Raw genomic sequence first — 25,676 nt, forward strand, 5'->3', positions numbered from 1 at the left:
TCTCCTAGCCAATGCTCAAGCGTTTGATGGATTTACGTTTGCCATAAGCAATCTGAATTAGCGCTCGCGTGACCAAAATGGCGGTAAACAAGGAGCTGATAATCCCGATGGCAAGAGTGATGGCAAAGCCTTTAATGGGGCCTGTGCCAATGGCAAACAGAATAAACGCCACCAAAAGGGTGGTGATGTTGGCGTCAAAAATACTGCTAAAGGCGCGGTCAAATCCTGCGGTAATTGCTGATTTGGGGCGAACGCCGTTGGCAAGCTCTTCGCGGATACGTTCAAAAATTAGCACGTTGGCATCAACCGCCATACCAATGGTCAAAACGATACCGGCAATCCCCGGCAAGGTCAGTGACGACCCTAAAATGGACATGACCGCCACGATAATAATTACGTTAACTGCAAGGGCGATATTGGCAATCACCCCAAACAATCGGTAAAAAATAATCATAAAGGCAAAGACGAGTAGGTATCCCACTTGCGTTGAAAATAAGCCTTTATCAATATTGTCTTGACCAAGCGATGGGCCAATGGTGCGCTCTTCAACAAAGTACATGGGAGCTGCAAGCGCCCCTGAGCGTAACAGCAGCGCAAGTTCCGCCGCTTCAGCGTTGCTATCAAGACCGGTGATTCTAAACGATGAGCCAAGAACCGCTTGAATATTGGCGCGGTTAATGACCTTGGTTTCAGCATACGGCGTTCGAACTTCGACCGTCTCGCCAGTTTTTGGGTCTTTTTCGTAGCTGACTTTTTGTTTATTTTCAATAAACAGTACCGCCATTTGCTCGCCAACTGCCGTTCGCGTTGCATTTTGCATCAGCTTACCGCCGGCGCTATCAAGAGTGATATTCACCTCAGGGCGACCATTTTCATCAAGGCTCGTTTGCGCGTTGGTGACTTTATCCCCAGTGACAATGGCTTGGCGGTTCAGTAGTACGGGCGGACCATCAAGCGATTTAAACGGAAAAGCTTCGGTTCCGGCAGGAGCAATACCGCCGGTATAATTGTCGCTTTCTTTGGCGACCATTCGAAATTCAAGGTTTGCCGTTCGACCTAACACGCGCTTGGCTTCAGCGGTATCTTGAACCCCTGGCAATTCAACCACAATTCGGTTTGCGCCTTGCGACTGAACCAAAGCTTCGGACACCCCAAGCTCGCTAATTCGGTTGCGAAGCGTGGTTAAGTTTTGGCTGACCGCGTAGCTGTTGATTTCATCAAGAGTGGCATCATTATAAGTTAAAATCAGCGCTGCGCCTTGATTGTCAATGGCGGACTGCAAATTAAACGTCGTTCCCATCGAGCCTTGCAAGATATTTTGCGCTCGGTCGCGAGCTTGGGTATCGGCAAAATGCAAAACAATGCCTTTGGCTTGCGTTTTAATGCCTTTAACGGCGATTTTTTCGGCGCGCAAATCACGGCGAACGTCTCGACTGGCATTGCTAAGACGCTGCTCAAGGGCTTTATTCATATCGACTTCAAGAACAAAGCGCACCCCGCCGCGAAGGTCAAGACCAAGCTTCATGGGTTTTGCGCCGATATCGCGAAGCCACTGCGGCGTCGTTTGCGCAAGGTTTAGCGCCACCACATAATCGTCGCCCAAGTTTTGCCGCAATACCTCTTGCGCTTTTAATTGGGCGACCGGATTGTCAAGGCGAACGAGCGCGCTATTGCCCTCAAAGGTGCCGTCATGAGAGTTGATTCCGGCCTCTTTTAACAAGTTTTGCGACTCGGTCAAAATACCTTCGGTCAGCTGAGTGCCGGCGGTGGCACTGGTGATTTGAACCGCAGGCTCGTCAGGGTATAAATTGGGCGCGGCATAGATTCCCGCGATGACAAGCACAATGGCAATCAGAACATATTTCCAAGCAGGATAGTGCATAATCGCTTCTTTTTGTTAATAAAATATCAGCAAGCTGGGCTTGGCAAAGCAGACACTTTGCCGATAATCCAAATCGCGAATTAGCCCCAATCGCGATTTGGAGATGGGTTTAGCAGAGCATGACGAAACGATACTAAACGCTGTCAATCGTGCCAGCAGGAAGAACGGAGATGACCGAGGCGCGTTGAACTTTAACGTCGCTGGTGCTGTTTAAGCTGACAACGGCATAATTGCCCTCGATTTTTTTTACCCGACCCATAAGACCGCCTGCAAAAATAACTTCGCTACCAACCTTTAACGAATCAACCATCGCTCGGTGTTCTTTGGCACGCTTAGACTGCGGGCGGATGACAATAAAATAGAAGATGGCAAAAAACGCTAAAGGAAGTAACAGTTGCCCAAAAAATGAAGCTCCGGTAGCCGCCTCAGGTGCTGCGTGCGCCGCTTGAATAAAAAAGCTCATAATCATCTCGATTGCTAAAAACTTAAGGAAATTAGAAAAAATTAGACGCATAGTAACAAAAATTCCAACGCTTGGTAACTGTTAATGCGCTTCGCCGATTAATTTTCTAGTTGAGGATGATAAAAATGATTGGCAAAAGGCAAGCTGAAAGCCTGAGATAGGGAATTGGCATTAATTAACGCCGTTGTCGTGGTTACACTTTTAAGCGGATTGCGAAGTGCGCCGTTAACAATCTTCTTGCCGATTTATTGTGCAAAAAGGCAATCGGTGCTACTATCAAAATTGCGGTTCAGCCTTATAGTTTTGCTTTATTGTTCTGGATTTTGGCACTATCAAGGTTTTTATTAATCCGCATTTATTTTTAGGATTTATTAACACGAAAGGTTACCCTTCTTGACCCAGATTTCTTTATGCGCCTCATCGGCACCAAGGCGGCGACAAGCTCGAGCTTCTCGCAAAACCGCGTCCGACAAACCTCCCCCGACGACAATGCTTGCTTGTAGGTCTTGGTGGCTATTCGTCGCTTTGCTATTGCCAAGCTTGGCAAACGCCGCCGACACCCTGCAAGCGGAACCTTCCACTTTAAACATTATCTTACTGGTGGGCTTTGTGAGTGCTGCCATTGGGGTGTCGTTTGTCTGCTCGATGGCAGAATCGGTGCTTTTGAGCATGACGCCGTCCTTTATCGCGGACGTTCAAGAGTCTAATCCCAAAAAAGCGGCAATGCTTAAGCGCTTAAAGCAGGACAACGTTGACCAGTCGCTGGCGGCAATTTTAACCTTGAATACCATTGCCAATACCCTAGGTTCAATTGGCGCAGGGGCGCAAGCAACCATCGTTTTTGGTAGCGCTTGGTTTGGGGTATTTTCTGCGCTGATGACCCTTGCTATTTTAACCTTTGCGGAAATTATTCCTAAAACATTAGGAACGGTTTATTGGCGCAGCTTAAGCGGCTTTGTGGCGTATTTTGTTCGCGGCATTATTATGCTGTTGTACCCCATCATTTGGCTGTCTGAGCGCTTAACTCGGCTTTTGGTTCGCAGCAAAGAAACGGATGTCTTTAGCCGGCGCGAATTTGCAGCGCTTGCCAGTATTGGCGAAGCCTCTGGTCAGATTGACCCGCTTGAGTCGCGAATTATCCGGAATTTGTTGGCGTTTGGGGCAATTAAAGTTGAAGACATTATGACGCCGCGCTCGGTGATGCTGGCATTTGACCAGCATAAAACCGTGGCTGAAGTTTTGGTTGACCGCCCGAAGCTTACGTTCTCAAGGCTGCCGATTTATGATGGCGATCTTGATAACATTACCGGATTTGTATTAAAAACCGACATGCTGCTTGCCAAAGTCAATCATAACGTTCATAAGCCTTTGACAGAATTTCAACGTGAGGTCAGCTTTGTATTTTCAAAGATGAAGCTGTTTGATTTGCTTGATTTGATGCTCAAAAATCGCATCCATATTGCCATTACGGTTGGTGAATATGGCGAAGTCAAAGGTTTGGTGACCTTAGAAGACGTTCTAGAAACCTTGCTTGGTCTTGAAATCGTTGATGAAATCGACCGCGTTGAAGATATGCAGGCACTGGCGCGGCAAATGATGGACCGCCGCGTTGAGCGCTTAGGAATGAAGCTTGATGATGATGGCAGTGACAGCTTAAAAGAAGACAGTTGAAAATAAGCGCAATACTGCTACAGGGCGTTACAAAACTGTAAAACTATAATGATAATCTAGAATAATGATGAAAACAGTGATAAAAGGTTGAGATACTGATAATGAAAGCAAAAAATCCGGCGCAATTACTGATAAAAGCGCTTAAAAATGCAAGCGTGATGGGAGCAGCGGTTGCCGCAATTACGGTTGCTGCGCCGGCACAAGCTGCGGTGATGACCGAAAGCTCGGTTCAAAATTATGCTTCCTCTATGAAAGCGGCTGCCAACAGTAAAAATATTGCTCAGGTGGCAAAACTGGTGTCGGATGACGCGCTCATTTCAATGTCACGAAAAGGCAAGTCAACGAGCCTTGATAAAGATGCTTATTTAAAATTGTTACAAAGTAGTTGGAACCAAACTTCTAACTATCAGTATGATATCAGTATCGACAATATTGTCACCACCGGCAGCCAAGCCAAAGCCAATGTCAATACGGTGGAAAGCTGGGTCAAAGATGGCAAAAAAGTATCGTTTGTGACCTCATCGCGAGTCACGCTCACGCTTTCAACCGGAAATGCGGTGCTACTGCGAGCTGTATCACAGGTGACCATCAATTAAGGTTCAGTGATGAGCATTAAGGTTTTTCATGAACTATTTTGGTTAAATAATAGGATAACTATTGTCCTATTATTTTTTGCTCAGAAAAAGCGCCCCATCTTACCGACGTTATTTATTTGATATCTAGATAAGTTTTCTTATAAAATCATGCCATTATCAAGCACTTTGGACAACGATTGTCCTTGTGCTTCTTCATTTATTCTGCTGTTAGGAAGTTTTTATTATCATGTCTACTGTGTCAACGACTGCTCGGACATTTCTGCTACTGCCTTTGTCGCTTTCAGTCAGTTCTTTGTTATTAACTGCTTGTAGTAATACCTCGGCGGTAAAAAATACCTCGCCAAATACGGCTCCTGTGGTGGTCAAAAATTCAGGAGGTCAAGCTGCCGCTAAGCCTCGCCCCACCGCAAACGCTCAAGAGGATTATTCAACAGCATTTTTAGATGCAGAAAGCTTAGAGGAGTTGGCAGACTTACTTGAAGCTACCGACATGACGATGGTTGAGGACAATAAGCTGATCATTCAGCAGTACGGGGACTTGTGGAATCGCTTGCGCGCCGGCTACCGAATGAACAACGGTCGCCCGATTTATAATCAGCGCATTGAGGGTCAAAAAAGCTGGTTTGCCAGTCGACAAGACTATCTAAACCGCTTGACCGCTCGTGCCAGCCGCTATTTGTACCACACCGTTCGCGAGGCGGAGCGGCGCAACATTCCAACCGAGCTTGCGTTATTGCCAGTGATTGAAAGCTCCTATGATCCAACCGGAACCAGTAGTGCCGCCGCCGCAGGGCTTTGGCAGTTTATTCCTAGTACCGGCAGGATTTATGGCTTAAATCAAAACAGCAACTATGATGGCAGGCGTGATGTGATTGAGTCCACGCGAGCGGCTTACGACTTTTTAACGGCGCTGCATAACCAATTTGGCAGTTGGGAGTTGGCGCTTGCCGCCTATAATGCCGGCCCGGGTCGTGTACAAAAGGCAATCGATGCCAATGCCGCTCAAGGTTTGCCAACGGATTATTGGTCATTGCGCTTGCCAACTGAGACAATGAACTATGTACCGCGCTTTTTGGCAGTGGCTGAAATCGTTGCCAATCCAAGTCAGCATGGGGTTTATTTGCCTGCCATCGCCAACCGCCAACACTTTCGCAGTGTTCCGGTCAACTACGGGGTCAGTCTTGCTGAAGTATCACAGTTGACCGGCGTCAGTTATGACGAGCTGCAAAAGTTGAATCCTGCCTTGACCGTGGCGAAAGTGGACGCTGCAGGACCTCAGCGCGTGGTTATCCCTAATGATGTTAGCGTCAATGTGGATGCAAAACTGAGTATGCTCAAAGGCAACGGCACAAGCACTGTTTGGGTTGCGAACGACGCTTCGGTACCGGCGCCAAGCACCACGCCAAGCTACAACAGCAAACCTTATGACACCTCAAAACTGCCAAGTACCGGCAGTGGCTTGGCAGATTATGCAGCAAGCTTGAGTGTCCCTCAGCAGACGGCAAGTTATATTCCGCCTGCCGTTAAGCCCACAAGCAGCTCCGTGTATAGCAACCAAGCGGCAGTATTCACCGAGCCGCCCATCAGCAGTAAAGAGTCTGCAAAAATTACCGAAGAGCTGAAAAACAGTAACAGCTTGCCGACTACCTCCGCTCAAATCACCAAAAACAACACCGTCATTCAAGAGCCGGCGTTATCGCGAGAAGAGCGCGACTTTATTGCCCGTCAAATTCAAGCACAAACTGACGAGACCAACGTCATTAGCAGTATTGATGGCAATATTAAGCTGTCTGCCATTCAGACTCAGCAGTCCATTTTAGAGGCAAGCGGCAAAGATAAAAAGCTTAGTTTTTCAAATAGCACCGCTGCCAACCCCAAACCCCAAGGCACGCGCTCAACCTATACCGTCAAGCGCGGCGACACGCTTGCCAATATTGCCTCGCGAGCAGGGGTCAGCTGGCGTGATATTGCTGAATGGAACCAAATTGACGCAAGCGCGAATTTGCTTTCAGGAAGCACGCTGTATTTATATAACGCAAGACCGATTGCGCCGCTTGCACCAACGCCAAGTGCCGCCAGTACCCCTGAAAGCTACATCGTTCAAGGTGGAGATACCTTAATTGGTACAGCAAAGCGCTTTGGTTTATCGGTCACTGAGCTTGCTACCTATAATAATATCAGTAGCCGCGCCGACTTACTGCGTGGTCAAAAATTATGGCTGGTTCCTGGAAAAGTAAAAGCACCGGCAAGCACCCCAGCTGCTCCCGCATCTAAGCCCTCAAAGCCTGCCACAACGAGCAGCGCCACCAAAACTTATAAAGTCAAATCCGGTGATGGCTTAATTGCCCTTGCGCGCCAATTTAATATGAGCACGCAAGCGTTGGCTGATTTAAATGGTATTGGTGCCACCGATTCGCTCTTTGTTGGTCAAAGTCTAAAAGTCCCTGCAAGCGTTGATTTTTCGGCGCTCAATACGGCTTCTGCCCCAAGCTTACCTGCGCCATCACGACCGGCGAGCACTTCAAGCTCAGCAGCAACGAGCAATTACACGGTAAAATCTGGGGAAACCCTTATCGGAATTGCAAACAGTTTAGGGCTTTCTGCTGAACAAATCGCTGCGGTTAACAGCAATGTTGATGCCAACACCCGATTGCAGCGCGGTCAAACCATTAAAGTTCCGTTCAGCAAATCTCAAGTTGACCGCCAATTAAACAACCGAGCCGTCAGTTATAAAGTCCAATCGGGCGATACGTTAACCGGCGTTGCCAAGCGCTACAATATTGGTATCAGCGAGCTTGCTGCTGCCAATGATTTGACCACAACCTCCAACCTTATTTTGGGTAAAACCATCACCATTCCTGCTGCCGGAAGCCGACCTACGCCGACCGTAAGCACCCCTGCGCCTGCCACAGCGTCAGCACCGGTAAGCAGTAACAGCAGTTCGGGTAAAAAGCTTGGCAGTACCGAAAATTACAAAGTGCAATCGGGTGATGGTTTAATTGCCCTTGCGCGCCGCTTTGGGGTATCTGTTGAGGACTTAGCGGCGACCAACAATATGGCAACCAATGGTCAGTTGCAGCTTGGGCAAACGATTAAAGTCCCTAAAGTCACCACCACTTATACGGTCAGCTCAGGCGATAGCCTCATTGGTCTTGCGCGCAAATACAGCGTTTCGACCAAAGAGCTTGCTGACATGAACAATATCCCAAGCGATACCATGCTGCAAATGGGTCAAAAATTGACTGTTCCTAACCGCTAATTTTTACCAAATAAACAACAAAAGAAATAAAAAGGCTGATAAAATTTCAGCCTTTTTTTTGTTTGTCTTCAGTTTACGCCGGATTGTCAATATCAATAAAAGTGACCGGAATACTAAAATGCTCATTGACCAGCTTACCAAGCGCTTCAATGCCGCCGCGCTCGGTGGCATGATGACCGCAAGCAAAATAATCAATGCCAAGCTCGCGAGCGCTGTGCGTGGTTCGCTCAGAGATTTCCCCTGAAATATAAGCATCACAGCCCATCATTGCTGCTTGGTCAATCATATCTTGAGCGCCGCCGGTACAAATGCCGACGCGTGAAATTTTGCGATTGCGATTTCCTGAAATATAAAGTGGCTTGCGACCTAAAACGGTTTCAATGGTTTGGCAAAGCTCATCATGGCTTTGTGGCGGGCAAGTGGCAACATTGCCAACCGGTCTTGCTTCAGCAGGATAAAGCGCGCTGGTAATGGTCAAGTCAAGCGCTTTTGCCAATACCGCATTGTTGCCAATCTCGGGGTGAGCATCAAGCGGTAAGTGATAGGCAATCAGTGATATGCCGTGCTGCATTAATTTGCGGATGCGCTTGCCTTTCATCCCAACAATAGGCGCAGGCTCACCTTTCCAAAAATAGCCATGATGCACCAAAATGGCATTGGCGTTTTGTTGAATGGCGGCATCAATTAACGCCTCAGACGCGGTAACGCCGGTGACAACTTTTGTAATCGGTGCGCCGCCATCGACTTGCAAACCGTTTGGGCAATAATCTTGAAAGCTTGTGGCGGATAAATAGTCATCACAAAACTTGGTAATGTCTTTAGCAAAAATCGCAGAATCTTGAGTCATAATCTTATCTTATTAACAGGGATAAATGCGGCAAAAAGCTTATTTTAGCATATTAACCAAACGGCGTTTTATGGCGAAAGTTTGATGCGCAAAATTGCAGTCAAGCTTAATAACTGAAAGGCTACACGATGGTCGCCCCTTTTTTATTTTAGACCGCTATAATTTAGTTATTTCTGCAATTTAAGCGCGCGGCTGATTAGATTTTCTTAACGCTCAAAATTCATTTTTATCCTGATATGTCGAGGTCGGTTCTATGTCGTCATCCCCAAATGCCAATGATAAAGCAAAGGCTTGGCAGTGGTTACCATGGTTGTTGCTACTCATCTTTGTGCTGCTGTCGGTTTGGCTGTTTATGCACATGAAAAACGCCTCAGAGGCAAAATGGGAGCCGCCGCGAGCGACAACACAAGCGCCGGCAACCGTTGCTGCAACCTCAGACACACCAGTGAACGCGATAGCCTCTTATCATGACGCGGTCGCCCGAGCGTCGCAATCGGTGGTCAATATTTACACCACCCAAGCGATGACTGAGCACCCTTATATGGACGACCCCGTATTACGGCGCTTTTTTGAGTTTCATGGCGGCGGCGAGCCGGACCACGGCGCAACCAACCTAGGCTCAGGAGTGATTGTATCCAAAGACGGCTACATCGTCACCAATGCTCACGTGGTCGAAAAGGCGGATGAAATCACGGTTGGCTTTAATGATGGTCGCAAAAGCCGCGCCAAAGTCATCGGCACCGACCCTGACAGTGATTTAGCGGTAATCAAGGTTGATTTGCAAGGATTAACTCCGTTAAGTTTTCGCGAAACGCCCATTCGCGTCGGCGACTTGGCGCTTGCCATCGGCAACCCATTTGGGGTCGGTCAAACCGTCACTCAAGGGATTATCTCAGCGACCGGTCGAACCGGTCTTGGGGTGAATAAGTTTGAGGACTTTATCCAAACCGACGCTGCCATTAACCCTGGTAACTCAGGCGGCGCGCTGGTTGATGCCAATGGTGAATTGGTGGGCATTAACACGGTGATTTTTTCGCGCTCGGGCGGCTCAATGGGAATAGGCTTTGCCATTCCGACCGCGCTTGTTGAACAAGTGATGAACGCCATTATCAAAGATGGTAAGGTCAGTCGCGGCTGGCTTGGCATTGAAATTCAATCCGACCTTCGCGACCCCACTCAGCTTGAAAGCTCTACCGGCGTTGAAGTCATGAACGTGATTCCCCAAAGCCCTGCGGCAAAAAGTGGTCTTAAAGTGGGTGATGTTATCTTGACCATTGATGGCGTTGAGATGACCGATGCCAACACCCTTGTGCAATATGTTGCCAGAAAGCCGCCAAACACTGAGCTTATCGCACAAATCCTGCGCGGCGGTAAAAACAAACAAGTTAAAATCATGCTAACCGAGCGCCCAACCCAAGAAGAGCCTGAGCCGACCATTATTTTTGATGAAAACTTGGGCGGTCAAAACCCGCATGAGGGCGCGCAAATTGCGCCGGAGCTGAGCGAAGAAGAGCGCAACCGCTTACGCGAGGAATTGCTTGACATGATTGAGCAAGATGCCATTCGCCGTCAGCAGCAGCAATAAGGTGAAAATTTAAGCACTAAAAAAGCGCGTTCCGATAACGCGCTTTTTTCTTTTTAAATTTAAAATTAAGCTTTAATCATTCCTTTATCAAATCGTGGTTAAGATGAATCACGCCCTGAACACGGCAGCAGCACGGCAAGATTTCATCATCATCGATCATGGCAATTGGTTCAATAAAGTACTCAATCGGCTGCGTGATGGATACGCATTGAACGCGGCAACTGCCACAATAGCCCTCACGGCATTGGTAGCTGATGTCGTGACCCGTTCTAAGCAGTCCATCAAGCAGCGTTTCTTCTTCGTGCAAATAAAACTGCATCTTTGTCGTTATTACCCAAGTCATCACCAATCCTATTGATTTAGTTACGTTTTAACCTTGAGGTTTAATGGTTTTTCTTTATAAATGCCCTTTAAAATAGGTTTAAAAGGCGTTTTTTACTTTTATTAGCTTATTTTTTGCATTTTACTAAGGTTTTATTACAGCTCGAAGTCATCAAAGTCGCTGTTGGACAAGTTCGAGTCAATCTGACCGACCAAATACGAGCTGATTTCGGTTTCTTGCGGGGCAACTTGGACGTTGTCCGACGACAGCCACGTGTTAATCCACGGAATCGGGTTGGATTTTGAATTGGGGAACGCCGACGGCAGCCCAATCGCTTCCATTCGCAAGTTGGTGATGTACTCGATGTATTGGCACAAAATGTCTTTATTCAGCCCAATCATTGAGCCGTCTTTGAACAAATAGCCTGCCCACGCTTTTTCTTGTTCGGCGGCAGTTTTAAAAATCTCGATGCTTTCTTCATAGCAGCTGTCAGCGATGGCGACCATTTCAGGGTCATCTTTGCCATTGCGCATGAGGTTCAGCATGTGCTGAGTTCCGGTTAAATGCAGCGCCTCGTCACGGGCGATCAGCTTGATGATTTTGGCGTTGCCTTCCATCAATTTGCGCTCGGCAAAGGCAAATGAGCAGGCAAACGACACGTAAAAGCGGATGGCTTCTAGCACGTTGACCGCCATCAGGCACAAATACAGCTGCTTTTTGAGCATTTTTAAATCAACGGTAATGCTTTTGCCGTTGACGTTGTGCGTTCCTGCGCCAAACTGGGTGTATAACTGGGCGCTTTGGTACAGCTCATCATAAAAGCGGGCGATGTCGGAGGCGCGCTCTAAAATATGCTCGTTTTCCATAATGTCGTCAAACACCACGCTTGGGTCGTTGACGATGTTGCGGATGATGTGGGTGTAGCTGCGCGAGTGGATGGTCTCACTAAACGACCACGTTTCAATCCACGTTTCAAGCTCGGGGATGGACACGAGTGGCAGCAGCACCACGTTTGGGCTGCGACCTTGGATGGAGTCGAGCAAAGTTTGGTACTTCAAATTACTTAAAAAAATGTGCTGCTCGTGCGAGGATAAGTTGCCAAAGTCCATTCTATCTTTTGACACGTCGACTTCTTCGGGTCGCCAAAAAAAGCTCAGCTGCTTTTCGATAAGCTGCTCAAAGATGGGGTGCTTTTGTTGGTCGTAACGGGCGACGTTGACCGGTTGACCAAAAAACATGGGTTCAGTCAGGGCATTGTTTGGCGTTTGGGAGAAAATTGAGTAGGTCATGGGATTGCTCTTTATCTAAATCATTTATACTTAAACGGTCGTTTTTCAAGCTCTATTTGGACATATTTTTCAGGTTTGCATCTATCAAATTATAGGAATGATTTATTGAAATTTTTTCCGATCTAATACCTTTAAACATATGTGTATTAACACCTACGAAAACTCTTTCATCTATAATTTTTTGAAATTCTGCTGATAAGCCAGTTTGTTGTAAAAAGTGATTTTTGATCTTTCTTCTTACTCTATTTGCCTTATATATAGACATAGGATCTATATCAGCACTCTTATTAAATATAATCATCCTGCTGTTACTGTTTACTAGTTTATCACCAATTTTTTCCCACCAAATTTTGTCAGAATCGCCAAAAGACATGCCAAACACACAAATTAGATCTGCTGTATCAATTTGGCTATTGAAGTTATCACTAGATTTCTCTCCTATAGCACTATTACATTGAGGTTTTATTATTGCCTCTAAAATATCTATGTTATTATGCAATTTTTTGTTTTGCACCTGAGATAAATCATTAACTCCTAAGACCATTCTTTTATTTGCAAATCCATGAATATGTTCAATATTAGGATTGAGGTAATTACCTATTTTTTTTGTTCCCTCTAAGCTATGATGTTCACTAAATTTTGAACTCTCAATAACGTCTAAAATTTTCTCAATACTATTAGTATAATTGAATGTTACAATATTAAAATGCCATTGGTTGTTTAAAAAATCTTTTTTAAACTTATCAAATATTTCCTTTTCTAAAGGAGTTAGATACTTCTCTGGATAGACCAAATCACTGAGAAATTTGTTTTTGTTAAGTGGCATTTTCTCTAAATGATGCTGCATGTTCATCAAATAAATAGATAATTCTTGTCTTAGGTCATCTACAACTTCATCGAAATCTTCAGTGGTATTAAAATCTAATGTGTATTTTCCCAAAGCTATTTCTAAATCTGACCAATAAACATCTTTATTTTTTCCTATATGTTTTTTTAGTCTCATAATTGAGTCGTAAGCACTATGGTTTTTGCCATAATAATTATAAAAATCTCTATAACTGGTTTTTAATCCCAAATTAAGATCAAAACCATTACCAAAAATAAATAATGTATTCATAGATATTCTCAAATTGGAAGATGCTATTATTTTTATTTTATAAAGCAAAAAAGTAGAAATGAATGGTGGATTTAAGATTAAACCCACCAAGCTAAACTACTTAAATCTTACAAGCCCCGCCCGCGCAATCATCTTCCATGTCCGCCTGAGCATCGTTCGCGCCGTCCCGCGTGTTGTGGTAATACAGCGTTTTCACCCCAAGCTTATACGCCGTCAGCAAGTCTTTGAGCAGCACCTTCATCGGAACGCGCTGACCCTCAAAGCGGGTCGGGTCGTAGTTGGTGTTGGTTGAGATGCTTTGGTCAACGAACTTTTGCATGATGGCGACCAGTTTTAAATAGCCGTCGTTGCTCGGCATTTGCCAAAGCAGCTCGTACTGGTGCTTGAGCGTGTCAATATCAGGGACGACTTGCTTTAAGATGCCATCTTTTGACGCCTTAATGGACACCAAACCGCGCGGCGGCTCAATGCCGTTGGTGGCGTTGGCGATTTGGCTTGAGGTTTCAGACGGCATAAGCGCGGTCAAGGTTGAATTGCGAAGACCGTGCGCTTTGATGTCGGCGCGCAGTGCTTCCCAATCAAACACCAACGGCTCTTGGCAAACGCTGTCCAAGTCCTTTTTATAGGTGTCAATCGGCAAGATGCCTTTTGAATAAGTGGTCTCGTTAAAGGCAGGGCAAGCGCCTTGCTCGCGGGCAAGCTTGTTTGAGGCTTTAAGCAGATAGTATTGCAGCGCCTCAAAGGTTTGGTGGGTCAGCCCTAGCGCGCTGTCATCGGAATAGCGCGTGCCATTTTTTGCCAAATAATAAGCGTAGTTAATCACGCCTACGCCCAACGTCCGGCGGCGCATACTGCCATTTTCAGCAGCTTTGACCGGATAATCTTGATAGTCGAGAAGGGCGTCTAAAGCGCGAACGATAAGCTCGGCAGGCTCTTCGATGTCGGTGATGCTATCGACCTTGCCAAGGTTGACGGCTGATAACGTACAAAGGGCAATCTCGCCGGTCTCGTCATTGATGTTGTCAAGCGGACTGGTGGGTAGCGCAATTTCCATGCAAAGGTTAGACTGGCGAATCGGCGCAACGCTTGCATCAAACGGGCTATGGGTGTTGCAGTGGTCGACGTTTTGGATATAAATGCGACCGGTGCTGGCGCGCTCTTGCATCATGAGGCTAAAGAGGTCGGCTGCCGGAATTTGGCGGCTGCGGATGCTTTTATCATTTTCATACTGAGTGTAAAGCGCTTCAAACTTATCTTGGTCTTCAAAAAACGCATCGTAAAGCCCTGGGACGTCGCTTGGCGAAAACAGGCTAATATCTTGACCTTTAATCAAGCGCGTGTAGAGCGTTTTGTTAATTTGAACGCCGTAGTCCATATGGCGGACGCGGTTGTCCTCAACGCCGCGGTTGTTTTTGAGTACCAAAAGCGACTCTACTTCTAAATGCCAAAGCGGGTAGAATAGGGTAGCAGCGCCGCCGCGAACGCCGCCTTGCGAGCAGCATTTAACCGCCGTTTGAAACAGTTTATAAAACGGAATACAGCCGGTATGCTGAGCCTCACCGCCGCGAATTGGGCTTCCAAGGGCGCGAATACGACCGGCGTTAATGCCGATTCCGGCGCGCTGTGACACATAACGAACAATCGCGCTGGTGGTGGCGTTAATTGAATCTAAACTATCGCCGCATTCAATCAGCACGCAAGAGCTGAACTGGCGCGATGGCGTTCGAACGCCCGACATAATCGGCGTTGGTAGGGAGATTTTAAATTGTGAGGTCGCATCATAAAAGCGCTTGACGTAATCTAAGCGCTCGGCTTTGTCGTAATTGGCAAATAAGCACATGCCAACGAGCATATATAAAAACTGCGGGCTTTCAAAAACGGTTTTGGTCACGCGGTCTTGAACGAGGTATTTTCCTGCCATTTGCTCAACAGCGGCGTAGGCTAGGTTCATATCGCGGTCGTGGTCGATATAGTCGTTAAGCTCGTCGAACTCTTCGCGGCTGTAGTCGGCAAGAATATGCGCGTCGTATTTGCCGTTGTCGGTTAAAGTTTTGACCTGATTGAAAAGCGATGGCGGATTAAATTGACCATAAGCGATTTTGCGCAAATGGAAAATTGCTAGACGCGCTGCCAGATATTGATAATCGGGCGTATTTTCGGAGATTAAATCGGCAGCAGCTTTGATGATGGTTTCGTGAATGTCGCGGGTTTTGATGCCTTCATAAAACTGAATGTGCGATTTAAGCTCAACTTGCGACACCGACACATTTTCCAAGCCCTCAGCTGCCCACGTGATGACCTTGTGGATTTTATCCAAATCGATGCGCTCAAGGCGACCATCGCGTTTGGTTACTTGAAGATTGTCAATATGTGTCATGTTGCCCTCATTGATAACGCTTGGTTTTGTAAAACGGTTGGCGGTTGTTGTGCTTCTTCTACTAAAATAACGCGCGATTATCGACTTTTTTAAGGCAATAAAAATCCGGCAGCTACTGTCAAAAATTGAGCAGTAAACACAAGATATAGCGCTAGTGGAAGTTGGTAGCCACAATATAGCGGGAAAAATCAGAAAATGCTATCTTGATTTTAGTGGCGATTTATGCGCCCAAGCAGGAGGTTAAGTCAAATTTTGCGCAACGGTCGATGGGATAAGGCGTTTGGAAAAATCAAGGGTTAAAAAAAAGATATTGTAAAAGGTCGTTAAATTCAAATAGCCGTTTGGCGCGAATGGCTTGGTCATCAGTTTTTTTTAAATTTTAAAAATTGCCAATTGAAAACGTCAAACTAAACCTTACGGCGGTAACTTCGTTGGCGCGCTGATTGTACCTAAAATCATAAAAAATCGCCAGCCAAATGGGCGGCGATTTATAATCGGAACAGTCAAAAGCTACGCTTTACCAAAGCCTTGCTTATAATACCATGCGAACGGTTTTGGCGTTATCAAGCGCTGCGTAAAGCTCGTTGACTTGCTCGGCACTCGTTAAGTATAAATTGACGCGGGCGGAGTGAAAGCGACCGGTTTTTGACGGTTTAACTTCAATTGAGGCTAAATCAAAGTCAGGGAATTGACTGCCCAAAATCAGCTTAATTTCATTTAAAAGGCTGTCGTGTTCGCCCTCGTGACCGATGATGCTCATGGGGTAGTTCATCGGAAACTGCCAAAGCTCAGGGTTTTGAATGTCGGTTTTTTTGCCTTTGAGGGGCTGATTTGGGGTCACATCAGAGATATTGACCGATTTTGGGTCGGAGTTGGCATCATTTTTATCATCGCTCATAAGAAATCCTTCGTTTGGTTATAGGGTGTTGTTGGCAAATTGCGACTGATTAAAGGGGTTGCCACAAAAAAGCTGAGGCGAGCTCAGCTTTTAGGCAGACTTTAATAGTTATAAGGCTTAACGGCGCAATTTCAAGGACTAGTCATTTTCAAGAAAAGAGCGTAGGTGCTCTGAGCGCGACGGGTGGCGCAGTTTACGCAGCGCTTTTGCCTCAATTTGACGGATGCGCTCACGGGTAACGTCAAACTGCTTGCCGACTTCCTCTAAGGTGTGGTCGGTTGGCATGTCAATTCCAAAGCGCATCTTAAGCACTCGGGCTTCCCGTTCCGTTAAGTTGCTTAATACGTCGCGGGTGGCTTCCCGAAGTCCGGCAGACGTTGCATCATCAACCGGGCTTGAGATGGTTTGGTCTTCGATAAAGTCGCCTAAGTGCGAATCTTCATCATCACCGATAGGTGTTTCCATAGAAATTGGTTCTTTAGCAATTTTAAGCACTTTGCGGACTTTCACCTCGTCCATCTCGAGGCGCTCGCCCAATTCCTCAGGCGTTGGCTCGCGACCCATTTCTTGCAAGAGCTGGCGTGATACGCGGTTGATTTTGTTAATGGTTTCAATCATATGTACTGGAATGCGGATGGTTCGCGCCTGATCCGCAATCGAGCGGGTGATGGCTTGACGAATCCACCATGTCGCATAGGTCGAAAATTTATAACCTCGGCGATATTCAAATTTATCCACCGCTTTCATAAGCCCAATGTTACCTTCTTGGATTAAGTCCAAAAACTGTAAGCCGCGGTTGGTGTATTTTTTGGCGATTGAAATCACAAGACGAAGGTTAGCTTCAACCATCTCTTTTTTGGCGCGGCGGGCTTTGGCTTCCCCAATTGCCATCCGGCGGGCAACGTCTTTCATGTCATGGATTTCCATGTCAAGCTGCTGCTCGTAGTCGCGGATTTTACGCTGAAGTAAAATGACGTCGTCAATGACTTTTTCAAGCGTATCAGCAAAACCGGGTTTGCCTTTTAAGCGTTCGGTGAGCCAATCGACGTTGGCTTCATTACTGGGGAAGGTTTTGCGAAACTCATTTCGCGGCATGCGACCACGGCGGATGACCAAGCGCATGATTTGGCGCTCAAGTTTGCGAACGTCATCATAAACGTCATGCATGATTGCCATGACTTGGTCGGATAGGCGGTTGTTGAGCTTGAGCATCATAAAGCGCTCAGCAAGCTTGGCGTAAGCGTCCTCAGCTTCGCGGCTGCCACGACCATGCTCGTTAAGCGCCGCTTTGGCAATGGTAAATAGCGCTTCGATTTCCTCAAGACGGATACGAACCTCTTCAGGGTCAAGACCGCTGGTTTCTTCTTCGGCGTCTTCATCGTCCGCCGCTTCAAGCTCCTCGTCTTCCTCGTCATCGTCCAAATCAACGTCTTTGGTCGCGCCTTTGGCTTTAATGACGGGGATTTTGTCATCATCATCATTCGCAGGGGCAATCTCATCAGTTTCAGGGTCTAAAAATCCGGTGATGACGTCAGACAGCTTTTTTTCGCCTTCCAAGACGCGCTGATATTCATCAAGAACAAACTGAACCGTTCCTGGCCAATACGCCATGGCAAATTGAACGTCGCGGATACCTTCCTCGATGCGCTTAGCAATGGCAATCTCGCCCTCACGGGTCAACAAATCGACCGTTCCCATTTCACGCATATACATTCGCACAGGGTCGGTGGTGCGCCCCGGTTCCGTTTCAACGGATGCCAAAACAGCAGCCGCTTCATCGGCTGCCATATCGTCATCAGAGGCGTCATCGCTCATCAAGATGTCATCATCATCGGGCGCGGACTCAAAGATTTTGATGCCGACGTCGGTGAGCATCTGAACAATATCTTCAATCTGGTCGCTTTCGGTGATGGATTCAGGTAACTGGTCGTTCACCTCAGCGTAGGTTAAGTAACCTTGCTCTTTGCCCATCTGAATTAAGGTTGCTAACTGCGAGGTGGACGTAGATACTGACTTATCTTTCATAAAGACTCACTTTCAAAATTGCATTGATAAGGTGAAGGCTAAAACCTCAAATTTGCCCAAATACCCAAAACGCCCACGAGTTGCCGACTGGCAGGTGTCATGATTGCTGACCGAGTTGATGTGGTGATGATGCTAAGGATAATTGGGGCGTAGTTTAGCACAGACTACAAAACTGCATAATCATAATTCATGGGGGCAGTGGTAGATATTTAAAGACCTTGGCTGATTCGGGTAAAATTTAGTCGCCGATGGGCTGCTAAACAGTCATCATTTTGGCAGAAAGTTCGGCATGATAGCCGCGTAGCCACGTGTTTAACAGCTGAGTTTGACTGCGAATAATGGTGCTGATAACGATGTCCGGATTTTTTACCAATTGTTTGCTTTTATTTTTCATATGCTTTTCAAGCATGGCACTGACCAGCTCTTCAATCAAATCATCAATATTTAAAATATGGCGCGCGTTAAACGCGTGATAAAAGTCGCCCCAATGCGCCGTTAAGGCTTTTTGGGTGTCAGGTTTTAAGTTGGATAAAATAAAGTGGGCGGCGGCATTGGTGTCCTCAGGCAAGACATTTTGGCAGCGCTGAATGGTGCTGACCACATCAAGCAGCGCCGAATCTTGCAAATCCGCCCAAGCCAGCGTTCGGCTGGCATCACTTGGCGCTTTGTCTTGGATATGCCGTGGTAAATTTAAATTATGAATGCCGGCTTTTTGCCAAATATGCTCAATGGGGTCATCAATCAAGGCACGGGGCTGAAATAAAAAGCACAGTTGCAGCTGCTGGCTTGCGGTCATGCCGCCATCAAAGTTCAGTAGCGCATCTTTGGCGTCGCGGTTTGGGTTGCGCCTGCCACCAAGTTTTTGGTAAATCTCATTATTCAGCAAATAGCGAAAGCTGCTGCCTTTAGGAAGCCGCGCCCCAAGCGCCCGAACTTGCGACATCAGCTTGGCTTTACCCTCGGCGAGGCTTAAATCATGCTGAGTGCTGAGATAGGCAAAGATATATTGCGATAAAGGCATGGCAGCGGCAATTTGCTTACTCATCGCATCCGCGCCGTGAGCTTTGATAAAGGTATCAGGGTCGTGATTGTCCGGTAGGGTTAAAAAGCGCAGCTCTTTGTCATCACTGAGCACCGGCAAGCTGATTTCAAGGGTTCGCCAAGCCGCCTTTTGACCGGCACTGTCGCCATCAAAGCTTAAGGTCAAGGTTGGGTTTAATTGCAATAGCCGTGAGATTTGCTGTTCATTAACCGCCGTTCCCATAGACGCCACCGCGCCATAAATTCCGGCTTGATACAGCGTAATGACGTCCATATAGCCTTCAACGACCAGCCAATCATTGGCGCGCTGCTGCCGTGACTCATAATAGCCATAAAGCACGTGCTGCTTATGAAACACGGGCGAGTCGGAGGAGTTGATATATTTGGGCTTGACCTCATCGTCAAGGGCGCGACCGGCAAAGCCAATAATCCGCCCTTGATTGTCCTTAATCGGAAAAATCACGCGGTCACGAAGCAAGTCATAATCGCGACCGGAGTCGGATTTTCGCACAAGCCCGAGCAGCTTTAGCCCTTCGATGTCTTCAGGAAAGGCTTGTTCTAAATGCTGCCAACCATACGGCGCGTAACCTAGCGCAAAAGTTTTGATAATCTCCTCACTGATGCCGCGAGCGGTAAAATAGCGCTTGGCGTGCTCGTGAGTGGTTAAGTTTTGTTGATAAAACTTACAAATTTGCTCAAGTAAATCGTATAAGCTGCCGTCTTTTTCGGTCTCAATCGGCGCGCTAGCTGAAGGGTAGCTGTCTTGGTAAAATTGTGCTTGGTTAAATTGCGCGGCGACCGCCATCTCACCATCAAAGCTTGCCTCAAAATAACCACCGGCAGGCATGGTTTCCATATTTGAAAAATGCGCAGGGCTTGAAAAATGCGCAGGGCTTATTGAAGCGACATTAGCGCCGTTCTCATAGCCGTTGTCATAGCTGTTATCATCAAAATCAACTGACCAAGCGTCAGCATCGGCAAATCTTGGGTCAACGTTGTCATTCAGCGCTTGAGTAGCTGGCGCATCTTGACTGACCGGCGCTTGGCTGACTTTAGCTTTTGGCTTAAAAGTTTTGCGGTAGCGGATATTTTGACGTTCTTCTTCTGGAACTTCAATTCCGGTTTGCTGCGACAGCTCTTTGACCGCTTCCATAAAGGTGAGGTTTTCATAATCGCGCAAAAACCCCAAAGCATTGCCGCCTTTGTGACAGCCAAAGCAGTGATACATATTTTTTTGCGGATTGACAAAAAACGACGGCGTTTTTTCACCATGAAACGGGCAGCAGCCGCGAAACTCATGTCCTGAACGTTTTAGCGTGGTGTGGCGACCAATGATGCTGACCAAATCAGCTTGGCTGTTTAACTGCTCAAGGATGTGGTTTGGGATGCTCATGAATAACAAGGTCGCTTTTAGATTTACCAGAGAAAATAAAAGGTCAACAGCTTGGGTTGACCTTTTAGGTATTCTAGCACAGTTATCAGGGGTTTTTTTAGCAAAAGCGCGAGACTCAAGGGTAAAAAATTAAGTCAATTGGGCAAACTGAGCGCCGCTCTTGCTTTTAAGAAAAAAAAGCCCATACTGAAATTTTTTCAGTTGCGTTTTTGATGGTTGAGCTTTTTTCCTCTCGCTTTTTGATTCCCTTTATTTATTCGCCGCTGTTACGCGGCGCGGGCGCAGCATTTGGATTGATTGGCAATTGATTGGTTGCCGGCAACGTCGTCTTGCGCGTTGGGTTTGTGACCTCAGGGTTCACTTCAGCATCAAAAGCGGCAGCGCTTGGGCTACCTTGACTGGTGACTTGCTCAGTGTCGCTTTCAGGAAGCCCTAAACCGATATTGATACCGCGCGATTGGGAAGAAAACGACAGCTCGTTTTGGGCGCTGCTGTTGGCGCTTGGTAGGCTAAGCGCTGCGGCATTGCGAATCAGTTGCGTTTTGGTCGCACCGGTAAATTGACCACTTGCCGCCGAGTCATCTTTCATGCTAGCGCGACCAAGCTGACCAAAGGTTAATTTATTAACCCAAGAGCGGTCGGCTTTGGTGGCAAGTTTCACCCGACCATCATTGGTGAGCCAGTTTGGATAGTTGATTTGCAACAGCTTTTTATAGTCATTTGCCAAGTCATTAAGCCCAAGCTTTTCATGGCTATACGCCAAAATGGCAATTGCTTCAGGAGTGGATTCGCTTAATGGATAGTATTGAAAGACCCATTTGGCGCGGTTGACCGCCGCAACGTAAGCGTCGCGCTTGATGTACCAATTGGCGGCGGCAAGCTCACTTTCGGCAAATTGATTGTAAATATAAGTCATTCGCTGCGCCGCGTCTGGGGCATACGGGCTGTTTGGGAATTTGTTCACCAGTTCTTGGAAATTGGCAAAGGCTAAGCGGTAATAGGCGGTGTCACGCTCAGCTTGATTGACTTTAAACAGCTTGATGCCTTCAGCGCCGCCTTGCATATTGGCAACGCCGCGAACGTAATAGGCATAGCTGACTTGCGGGTTTGAGGGATAAAGGCGGATAAACTGGTCGGCACTTGCTGCTGCCATCTCATATTTTCCGCTTTGGTACTGCGCGTACATCATGTCTAAAAGTGCTTGCTCAGCAATCGCGCCCGTTGGATAAAAAGTTCGCAGGTTGGTCAAATCTTCTGCCGCTTGGGTAAATCTGCCTTTTTCCATTTGGGCGATGGCGTCGCGGTAGTAGGCTTCTTCAGATTTTTCGGCTTTTTCGACGGTGTCTTCTTTTTTACTGGTCAAATTTTTAAAGGTTTGACAGCCGGTGAGGCTGACGCTTAAAGCGAGTAGGGTGATTGAGGATAACTTGAACATCGAGGTGCCAGCGCGCATAGCGTCTTCTCCGAAAAACAGACCGAAGCCTTGTCGCCATCACTTAGCAACAAACCGGTTTGGAATAACTTTTAAAATTGAATCGATAAAATGTGTTAAAGGGTAAAATTTAGCCGTGACAGTTTAGCATGACCCATGCCTATTTGGGGTAGCAAAATCACGCGATGGTCACAAATATACACGAAGCAACCAACGCGTAATAATCCTTAATAATTAGGATAGGTTAAATAATCAAAAGGCGGTTTGTAAAGCTTGAAAACTAAAAAAAGCGATAAAGACTTTATTTTAAAAATTTCAAGCGCCGCTCAGGACTAGGGCATCGGCGCGCGCCATGCTAAACTAGCGCTTTACTTATTGACTGATGATACGGCTATGACTTCTTTATCCAATTCCAAGCACTTGACTGATACCACCGCAACTCTTGAGGAGCTCAACGAGCGCGCGAATAGCGCATTGGAATTTGATAATGACGGCTTTGCTACTGATTTTGAAGAAAACGATTCTGAAGAAAACGGTTTTGACGATGGCGCCTTTGATGATGACGAAAGCGCTTTTGCAGAACAAAACGCGAGCGTCAATCAAGAGATTGATTTAGCGCACTCGGTAACGGATGTTGAGGCAGGGCTTCGGCTGGATAAAGTCGCAGCCATTGCCTTTGCCGATTTTTCGCGGGCGCAGCTGCAAGACTTTATTAATGACGGCAAGCTTTGCTGTAACGGCGCGCCGCAAAAGCCCAAATACCGCTGCAAGGCAGGCGACGTGTTAACTTTGGTTGCCACCCTTGAGCAGCATGGCAGTGATTTGCCTGAAGACATTGCACTTGATATTGTTTTTGAAGATGACGCGGTGATTGTGATAAATAAGCCGGTTGGCATGGTCGTTCATCCGGGTGCAGGAAATATGACCGGAACGCTGGTTAACGCGCTGCTACATCATTTTCCAAACCAAAAGCACTTGCCGCGAGCAGGACTGGTGCATCGAATCGATAAAGACACCTCAGGACTATTAATCGTTGCCAAAACCAAAGCCGCTCAGATGGATTTGACCGAGCAATTAAAAGACAAAGCGGTTTATCGCCATTATCAATGCGTGGTGGCAGGGGACGCGCCAAGTTTGCAGCGCCAAAAAACCATCAACGCGCCGATTGGTCGTAACCGCAATCAGCGCACCAAAATGGCGGTGACCAGTCAAGGTCGCGACGCGGTGACCCATTTAATTGGCATTACCGCCTTAAATGACAATTATTGCTTGCTTGATGTCGCCCTTGAAACCGGTCGAACGCATCAAATCCGCGTTCATTTAAGCCATTTGGGGCATCCGCTCGTTGGCGACCGCGTTTATGGCAGCCGTAAGCAATTGCGGGCAGGATTAACGACGTTTCAGCGCAGCTTTATTGAAAAGTTCCCACGGCAAGCGCTTCATGCTTATGAGCTTGGTTTTATCCACCCAACGACCGGCGAGGACATCGAAGTTCAAGCGCCACTGCCTGACGATATGCAACAGCTTATCGAGGTATTAAAGGGCGATATTGTAGAATAAATTGTTGGATAAATTGCTAAATAATAATTAGAAAAATAAGGCAAAATTATGGCATCAAAAGTATTTGAGCAGCCCGAACTTCCCGTAACTTTGATTGACATGCTAGATAACGTGAGTATTTTTCAAACAGCTGCCTTTACCGAGGCGTCGTTAAAAAATTTGGCGGTTGATACTAAATTGAGCACAAGTTACGGCGACTTTAATTTAGGGCTTCATGTTAAGGATGACCCAACCTCGGTGCTTGCCAACCGAATGCAATTGCTTGCCGCCATTAATCAAACGTTAAGCGAACATAATAAACCCTTGATTAACCGCTTATTTTGGCTCAATCAAGTCCATGGCAATCAGGTTTTTCAAGCGAAAAATGCTCAGCTTGGCATGACGCCGCCTGATTGCGACGCGCAAATCAGCGATTCGGCAGGCGTCGGGCTTGCGATTATGACCGCCGATTGCGTGCCGATTGTGTTTTATCAGCCGGAATCAAACAAAATTGCGGCAATCCATGCGGGCTGGCAAGGTTTGGCTTGCGGCGTGATTCAACAAACGGTAAAACAATTGGATGACGCGCCAATTATCGCTTGGATTGGCGTTGCCATCAGCCAAGACAATTACGAAGTCAGTAGCGACGTTTTGGCAAAATTAAAATCGGCTTGTCAAAACGAGCGATTGTTATCCGATGATAATTTGGCAAATTTTGATGAGCGCTACAGCAAAAAAACAAGTGTTAAAAAAACAAGTGCCAAAAAAATAAACGCCAATAAAGTTAATATCAATTTACCAAAGCTTGCCTTTGACCAATTAACCGCACTTGGTGTTCGCGTTCAATCCGCAGCAAGCGATTGCAGCTATGGTGATGCGCAATTTTATTCTTACCGCAGGCAATCGCACCAAAACCAAATAGCCACCGGACGAATGGCATTGGTCATTGTTCGCCACGATGATGGGCGCGATTAACGCTTTGAAAGTTTTTATGTTAAATCAGTTTTTTATAATTTGAGTATCAATAATGACAACTAATAATAACTTGCCACCACTGCCGAATAATTTGAGCATTGCCGTCATTTACCACAGCAATTATGGTCATACCAAACGCGTGGCAGAAGCGGTGGTGATAGGCGCGCAAAAGCAGCTTGCCAAAGAGCGCGTGAAAGCCGTTGACGTTCATAAGGTCGATTGGGATTTTTTAGATAATGCTGATTTGCTCGTATTTGGTAGCGCCGTTTATATGGGCAGCGTGACGGCAGAGTTTAAAACCTTTATGGATGAAACGTCGAAGCGCTGGTATCACCGCCAATGGGAGGGCAAATGGGCGGCCGCGTTTGCCAACTCAGGCGGTCTTAGCGGCGATAAACTTGCGGTACTCCAGCAAATTTGCCTTTATGCCATGCAGCATGGGATGAACTGGATAGGCTTGCCTTTGATGCCAACCGGTCATGGGGACGAGGATTTAAACCGCTTATCGAGCTTTTTAGGACTGATGACCCAATCGCTTGACGCGCCGCCTGAGGTATCGCCCAACAAAGGCGATATCGATACCGCGATTTGGTTTGGTGAGCATTTAGCAAAAACCATTATTAAGCATCAGCCTAAAAGCTAAACTTTTAGTTCTTAACGGTTATAAAGCAGCTAAATTTACGTTTGGCTGCTTTTTTTTGCGTTTATTTTGCCGGCAAAGGTGACGTCATCGTTTGGTTAAAATCAGCCGTCACCGGAATCGGGCTGTCCACAAATTGAATGGCTTGGCAGGCACTGAGCTGTAAAGTGACCACTAATAGCAGAATGAATTTTGATAAGGCGGAGTCAAACATAAAAAAATAAAGCTCAACAGTGAAATGAATGGGGCAAAAATTTCAAACTTACTATGTTTTGGTTTTGTATCTTGGACTGAGGTAAAACGCAGCTATTTTAACTGAATGCTT

19 protein-coding genes are annotated in these 25,676 nt (G+C 46.6%); 7 read left to right on the plus strand and 12 right to left on the minus strand.

Features of this window, described 5'->3' with window-relative positions; all coding sequences use genetic code 11:
• Positions 1 to 4: 4 nt before the first annotated feature.
• Both secD and yajC read right to left on the minus strand, forming a co-directional pair.
• Complete coding sequence (gene secD / locus ACZ5XY_RS10395) at positions 5 to 1,882, minus strand: protein translocase subunit SecD (protein ID WP_464741414.1); 1,878 nt, start codon at positions 1,880 to 1,882, stop codon at positions 5 to 7.
• 133 nt (positions 1,883 to 2,015) lie between these two features.
• Positions 2,016 to 2,345, minus strand: a complete 330-nt coding sequence (gene yajC / locus ACZ5XY_RS10400) for a preprotein translocase subunit YajC (protein ID WP_464741416.1) — start codon at positions 2,343 to 2,345, stop codon at positions 2,016 to 2,018.
• A 489-nt stretch (positions 2,346 to 2,834) separates the two neighbouring features.
• On the opposite strand from yajC, the gene ACZ5XY_RS10405 reads away from it, so the two are divergent.
• The 3 genes from ACZ5XY_RS10405 to ACZ5XY_RS10415 all read left to right on the plus strand — a co-directional run bounded on the left by ACZ5XY_RS10405 (position 2,835) and on the right by ACZ5XY_RS10415 (position 7,871).
• Entirely contained in the window at positions 2,835 to 4,016 is a 1,182-nt protein-coding gene (locus ACZ5XY_RS10405; protein WP_464743873.1) for a CNNM domain-containing protein, read from the plus strand.
• 101 nt (positions 4,017 to 4,117) lie between these two features.
• Positions 4,118 to 4,612, plus strand: a complete 495-nt coding sequence (locus ACZ5XY_RS10410; protein ID WP_464741418.1) for a hypothetical protein — start codon at positions 4,118 to 4,120, stop codon at positions 4,610 to 4,612.
• A gap of 226 nt (positions 4,613 to 4,838) precedes the next feature.
• Positions 4,839 to 7,871: a LysM peptidoglycan-binding domain-containing protein gene (locus ACZ5XY_RS10415; protein WP_464741420.1), complete on the plus strand. Its 3,033-nt coding sequence runs from the start codon at positions 4,839 to 4,841 to the stop codon at positions 7,869 to 7,871.
• Positions 7,872 to 7,944: 73 nt separating this feature from the next.
• Here ACZ5XY_RS10415 and ACZ5XY_RS10420 read toward each other — a convergent pair whose 3' ends face one another.
• Entirely contained in the window at positions 7,945 to 8,718 is a 774-nt protein-coding gene (locus ACZ5XY_RS10420; protein WP_464741422.1) for a Nif3-like dinuclear metal center hexameric protein, read from the minus strand.
• A gap of 253 nt (positions 8,719 to 8,971) precedes the next feature.
• Between ACZ5XY_RS10420 and ACZ5XY_RS10425 the strand changes: the two genes are divergently transcribed.
• Complete coding sequence (locus ACZ5XY_RS10425) at positions 8,972 to 10,303, plus strand: S1C family serine protease (protein WP_464741424.1); 1,332 nt, start codon at positions 8,972 to 8,974, stop codon at positions 10,301 to 10,303.
• A 76-nt stretch (positions 10,304 to 10,379) separates the two neighbouring features.
• On the opposite strand, the gene ACZ5XY_RS10430 is transcribed toward ACZ5XY_RS10425, so the two are convergent.
• The 8 genes from ACZ5XY_RS10430 to ACZ5XY_RS10465 all read right to left on the minus strand — a co-directional run bounded on the left by ACZ5XY_RS10430 (position 10,380) and on the right by ACZ5XY_RS10465 (position 22,218).
• Positions 10,380 to 10,646 carry a 2Fe-2S iron-sulfur cluster-binding protein gene (locus ACZ5XY_RS10430; RefSeq protein ID WP_464741426.1) on the minus strand — a complete coding sequence of 89 codons (267 nt, stop codon included), beginning with the start codon at positions 10,644 to 10,646 and terminating at the stop codon, positions 10,380 to 10,382.
• A gap of 134 nt (positions 10,647 to 10,780) precedes the next feature.
• Positions 10,781 to 11,914, minus strand: a complete 1,134-nt coding sequence (gene nrdB / locus ACZ5XY_RS10435; protein WP_464741428.1) for a class Ia ribonucleoside-diphosphate reductase subunit beta — start codon at positions 11,912 to 11,914, stop codon at positions 10,781 to 10,783.
• 52 nt (positions 11,915 to 11,966) lie between these two features.
• A complete protein-coding gene (locus ACZ5XY_RS10440; protein WP_464741430.1) occupies positions 11,967 to 13,031 on the minus strand; it encodes a bacteriophage abortive infection AbiH family protein in 1,065 nt (354 codons plus the stop codon).
• Between the two features lie 100 nt (positions 13,032 to 13,131).
• Positions 13,132 to 15,408, minus strand: coding sequence for a class 1a ribonucleoside-diphosphate reductase subunit alpha (nrdA, locus tag ACZ5XY_RS10445; protein WP_464741432.1), 2,277 nt, complete (start codon positions 15,406 to 15,408; stop codon positions 13,132 to 13,134).
• A 532-nt stretch (positions 15,409 to 15,940) separates the two neighbouring features.
• Positions 15,941 to 16,306 carry a YbeD family protein gene (locus tag ACZ5XY_RS10450; RefSeq protein WP_464741434.1) on the minus strand — a complete coding sequence of 122 codons (366 nt, stop codon included), beginning with the start codon at positions 16,304 to 16,306 and terminating at the stop codon, positions 15,941 to 15,943.
• 138 nt (positions 16,307 to 16,444) lie between these two features.
• Positions 16,445 to 18,331 (minus strand): RNA polymerase sigma factor RpoD, encoded by a 1,887-nt coding sequence (gene rpoD, locus ACZ5XY_RS10455; RefSeq protein ID WP_464741436.1) that lies wholly within the window; start codon positions 18,329 to 18,331, stop codon positions 16,445 to 16,447.
• A gap of 256 nt (positions 18,332 to 18,587) precedes the next feature.
• A complete protein-coding gene (locus tag ACZ5XY_RS10460) occupies positions 18,588 to 20,765 on the minus strand; it encodes a DNA primase (protein ID WP_464741438.1) in 2,178 nt (725 codons plus the stop codon).
• 253 nt (positions 20,766 to 21,018) lie between these two features.
• Entirely contained in the window at positions 21,019 to 22,218 is a 1,200-nt protein-coding gene (locus ACZ5XY_RS10465; protein WP_464741440.1) for an outer membrane protein assembly factor BamD, read from the minus strand.
• 372 nt (positions 22,219 to 22,590) lie between these two features.
• Between ACZ5XY_RS10465 and ACZ5XY_RS10470 the strand changes: the two genes are divergently transcribed.
• From ACZ5XY_RS10470 to ACZ5XY_RS10480, 3 genes are read left to right on the plus strand one after another with little or no spacing between them, the layout of a single operon-like run.
• Complete coding sequence (locus ACZ5XY_RS10470) at positions 22,591 to 23,757, plus strand: RluA family pseudouridine synthase (RefSeq protein WP_464741442.1); 1,167 nt, start codon at positions 22,591 to 22,593, stop codon at positions 23,755 to 23,757.
• 48 nt (positions 23,758 to 23,805) lie between these two features.
• Entirely contained in the window at positions 23,806 to 24,711 is a 906-nt protein-coding gene (gene pgeF, locus ACZ5XY_RS10475) for a peptidoglycan editing factor PgeF (protein WP_464741444.1), read from the plus strand.
• 52 nt (positions 24,712 to 24,763) lie between these two features.
• The gene (locus ACZ5XY_RS10480) at positions 24,764 to 25,354 is read left to right on the plus strand and encodes a flavodoxin family protein (protein WP_464741446.1); all 591 of its coding nucleotides are present in this window, start codon (positions 24,764 to 24,766) and stop codon (positions 25,352 to 25,354) included.
• Between the two features lie 61 nt (positions 25,355 to 25,415).
• Here ACZ5XY_RS10480 and ACZ5XY_RS10485 read toward each other — a convergent pair whose 3' ends face one another.
• On the minus strand, positions 25,416 to 25,565 hold the full coding sequence (locus ACZ5XY_RS10485; RefSeq protein WP_464741448.1) for a hypothetical protein: 150 nt from the start codon (positions 25,563 to 25,565) through the stop codon (positions 25,416 to 25,418).
• Between the last annotated feature and the right edge of the window lie 111 nt (positions 25,566 to 25,676).

It is taken from the genome of Psychrobacter sp. GTC18467 (assembly GCF_055397455.1).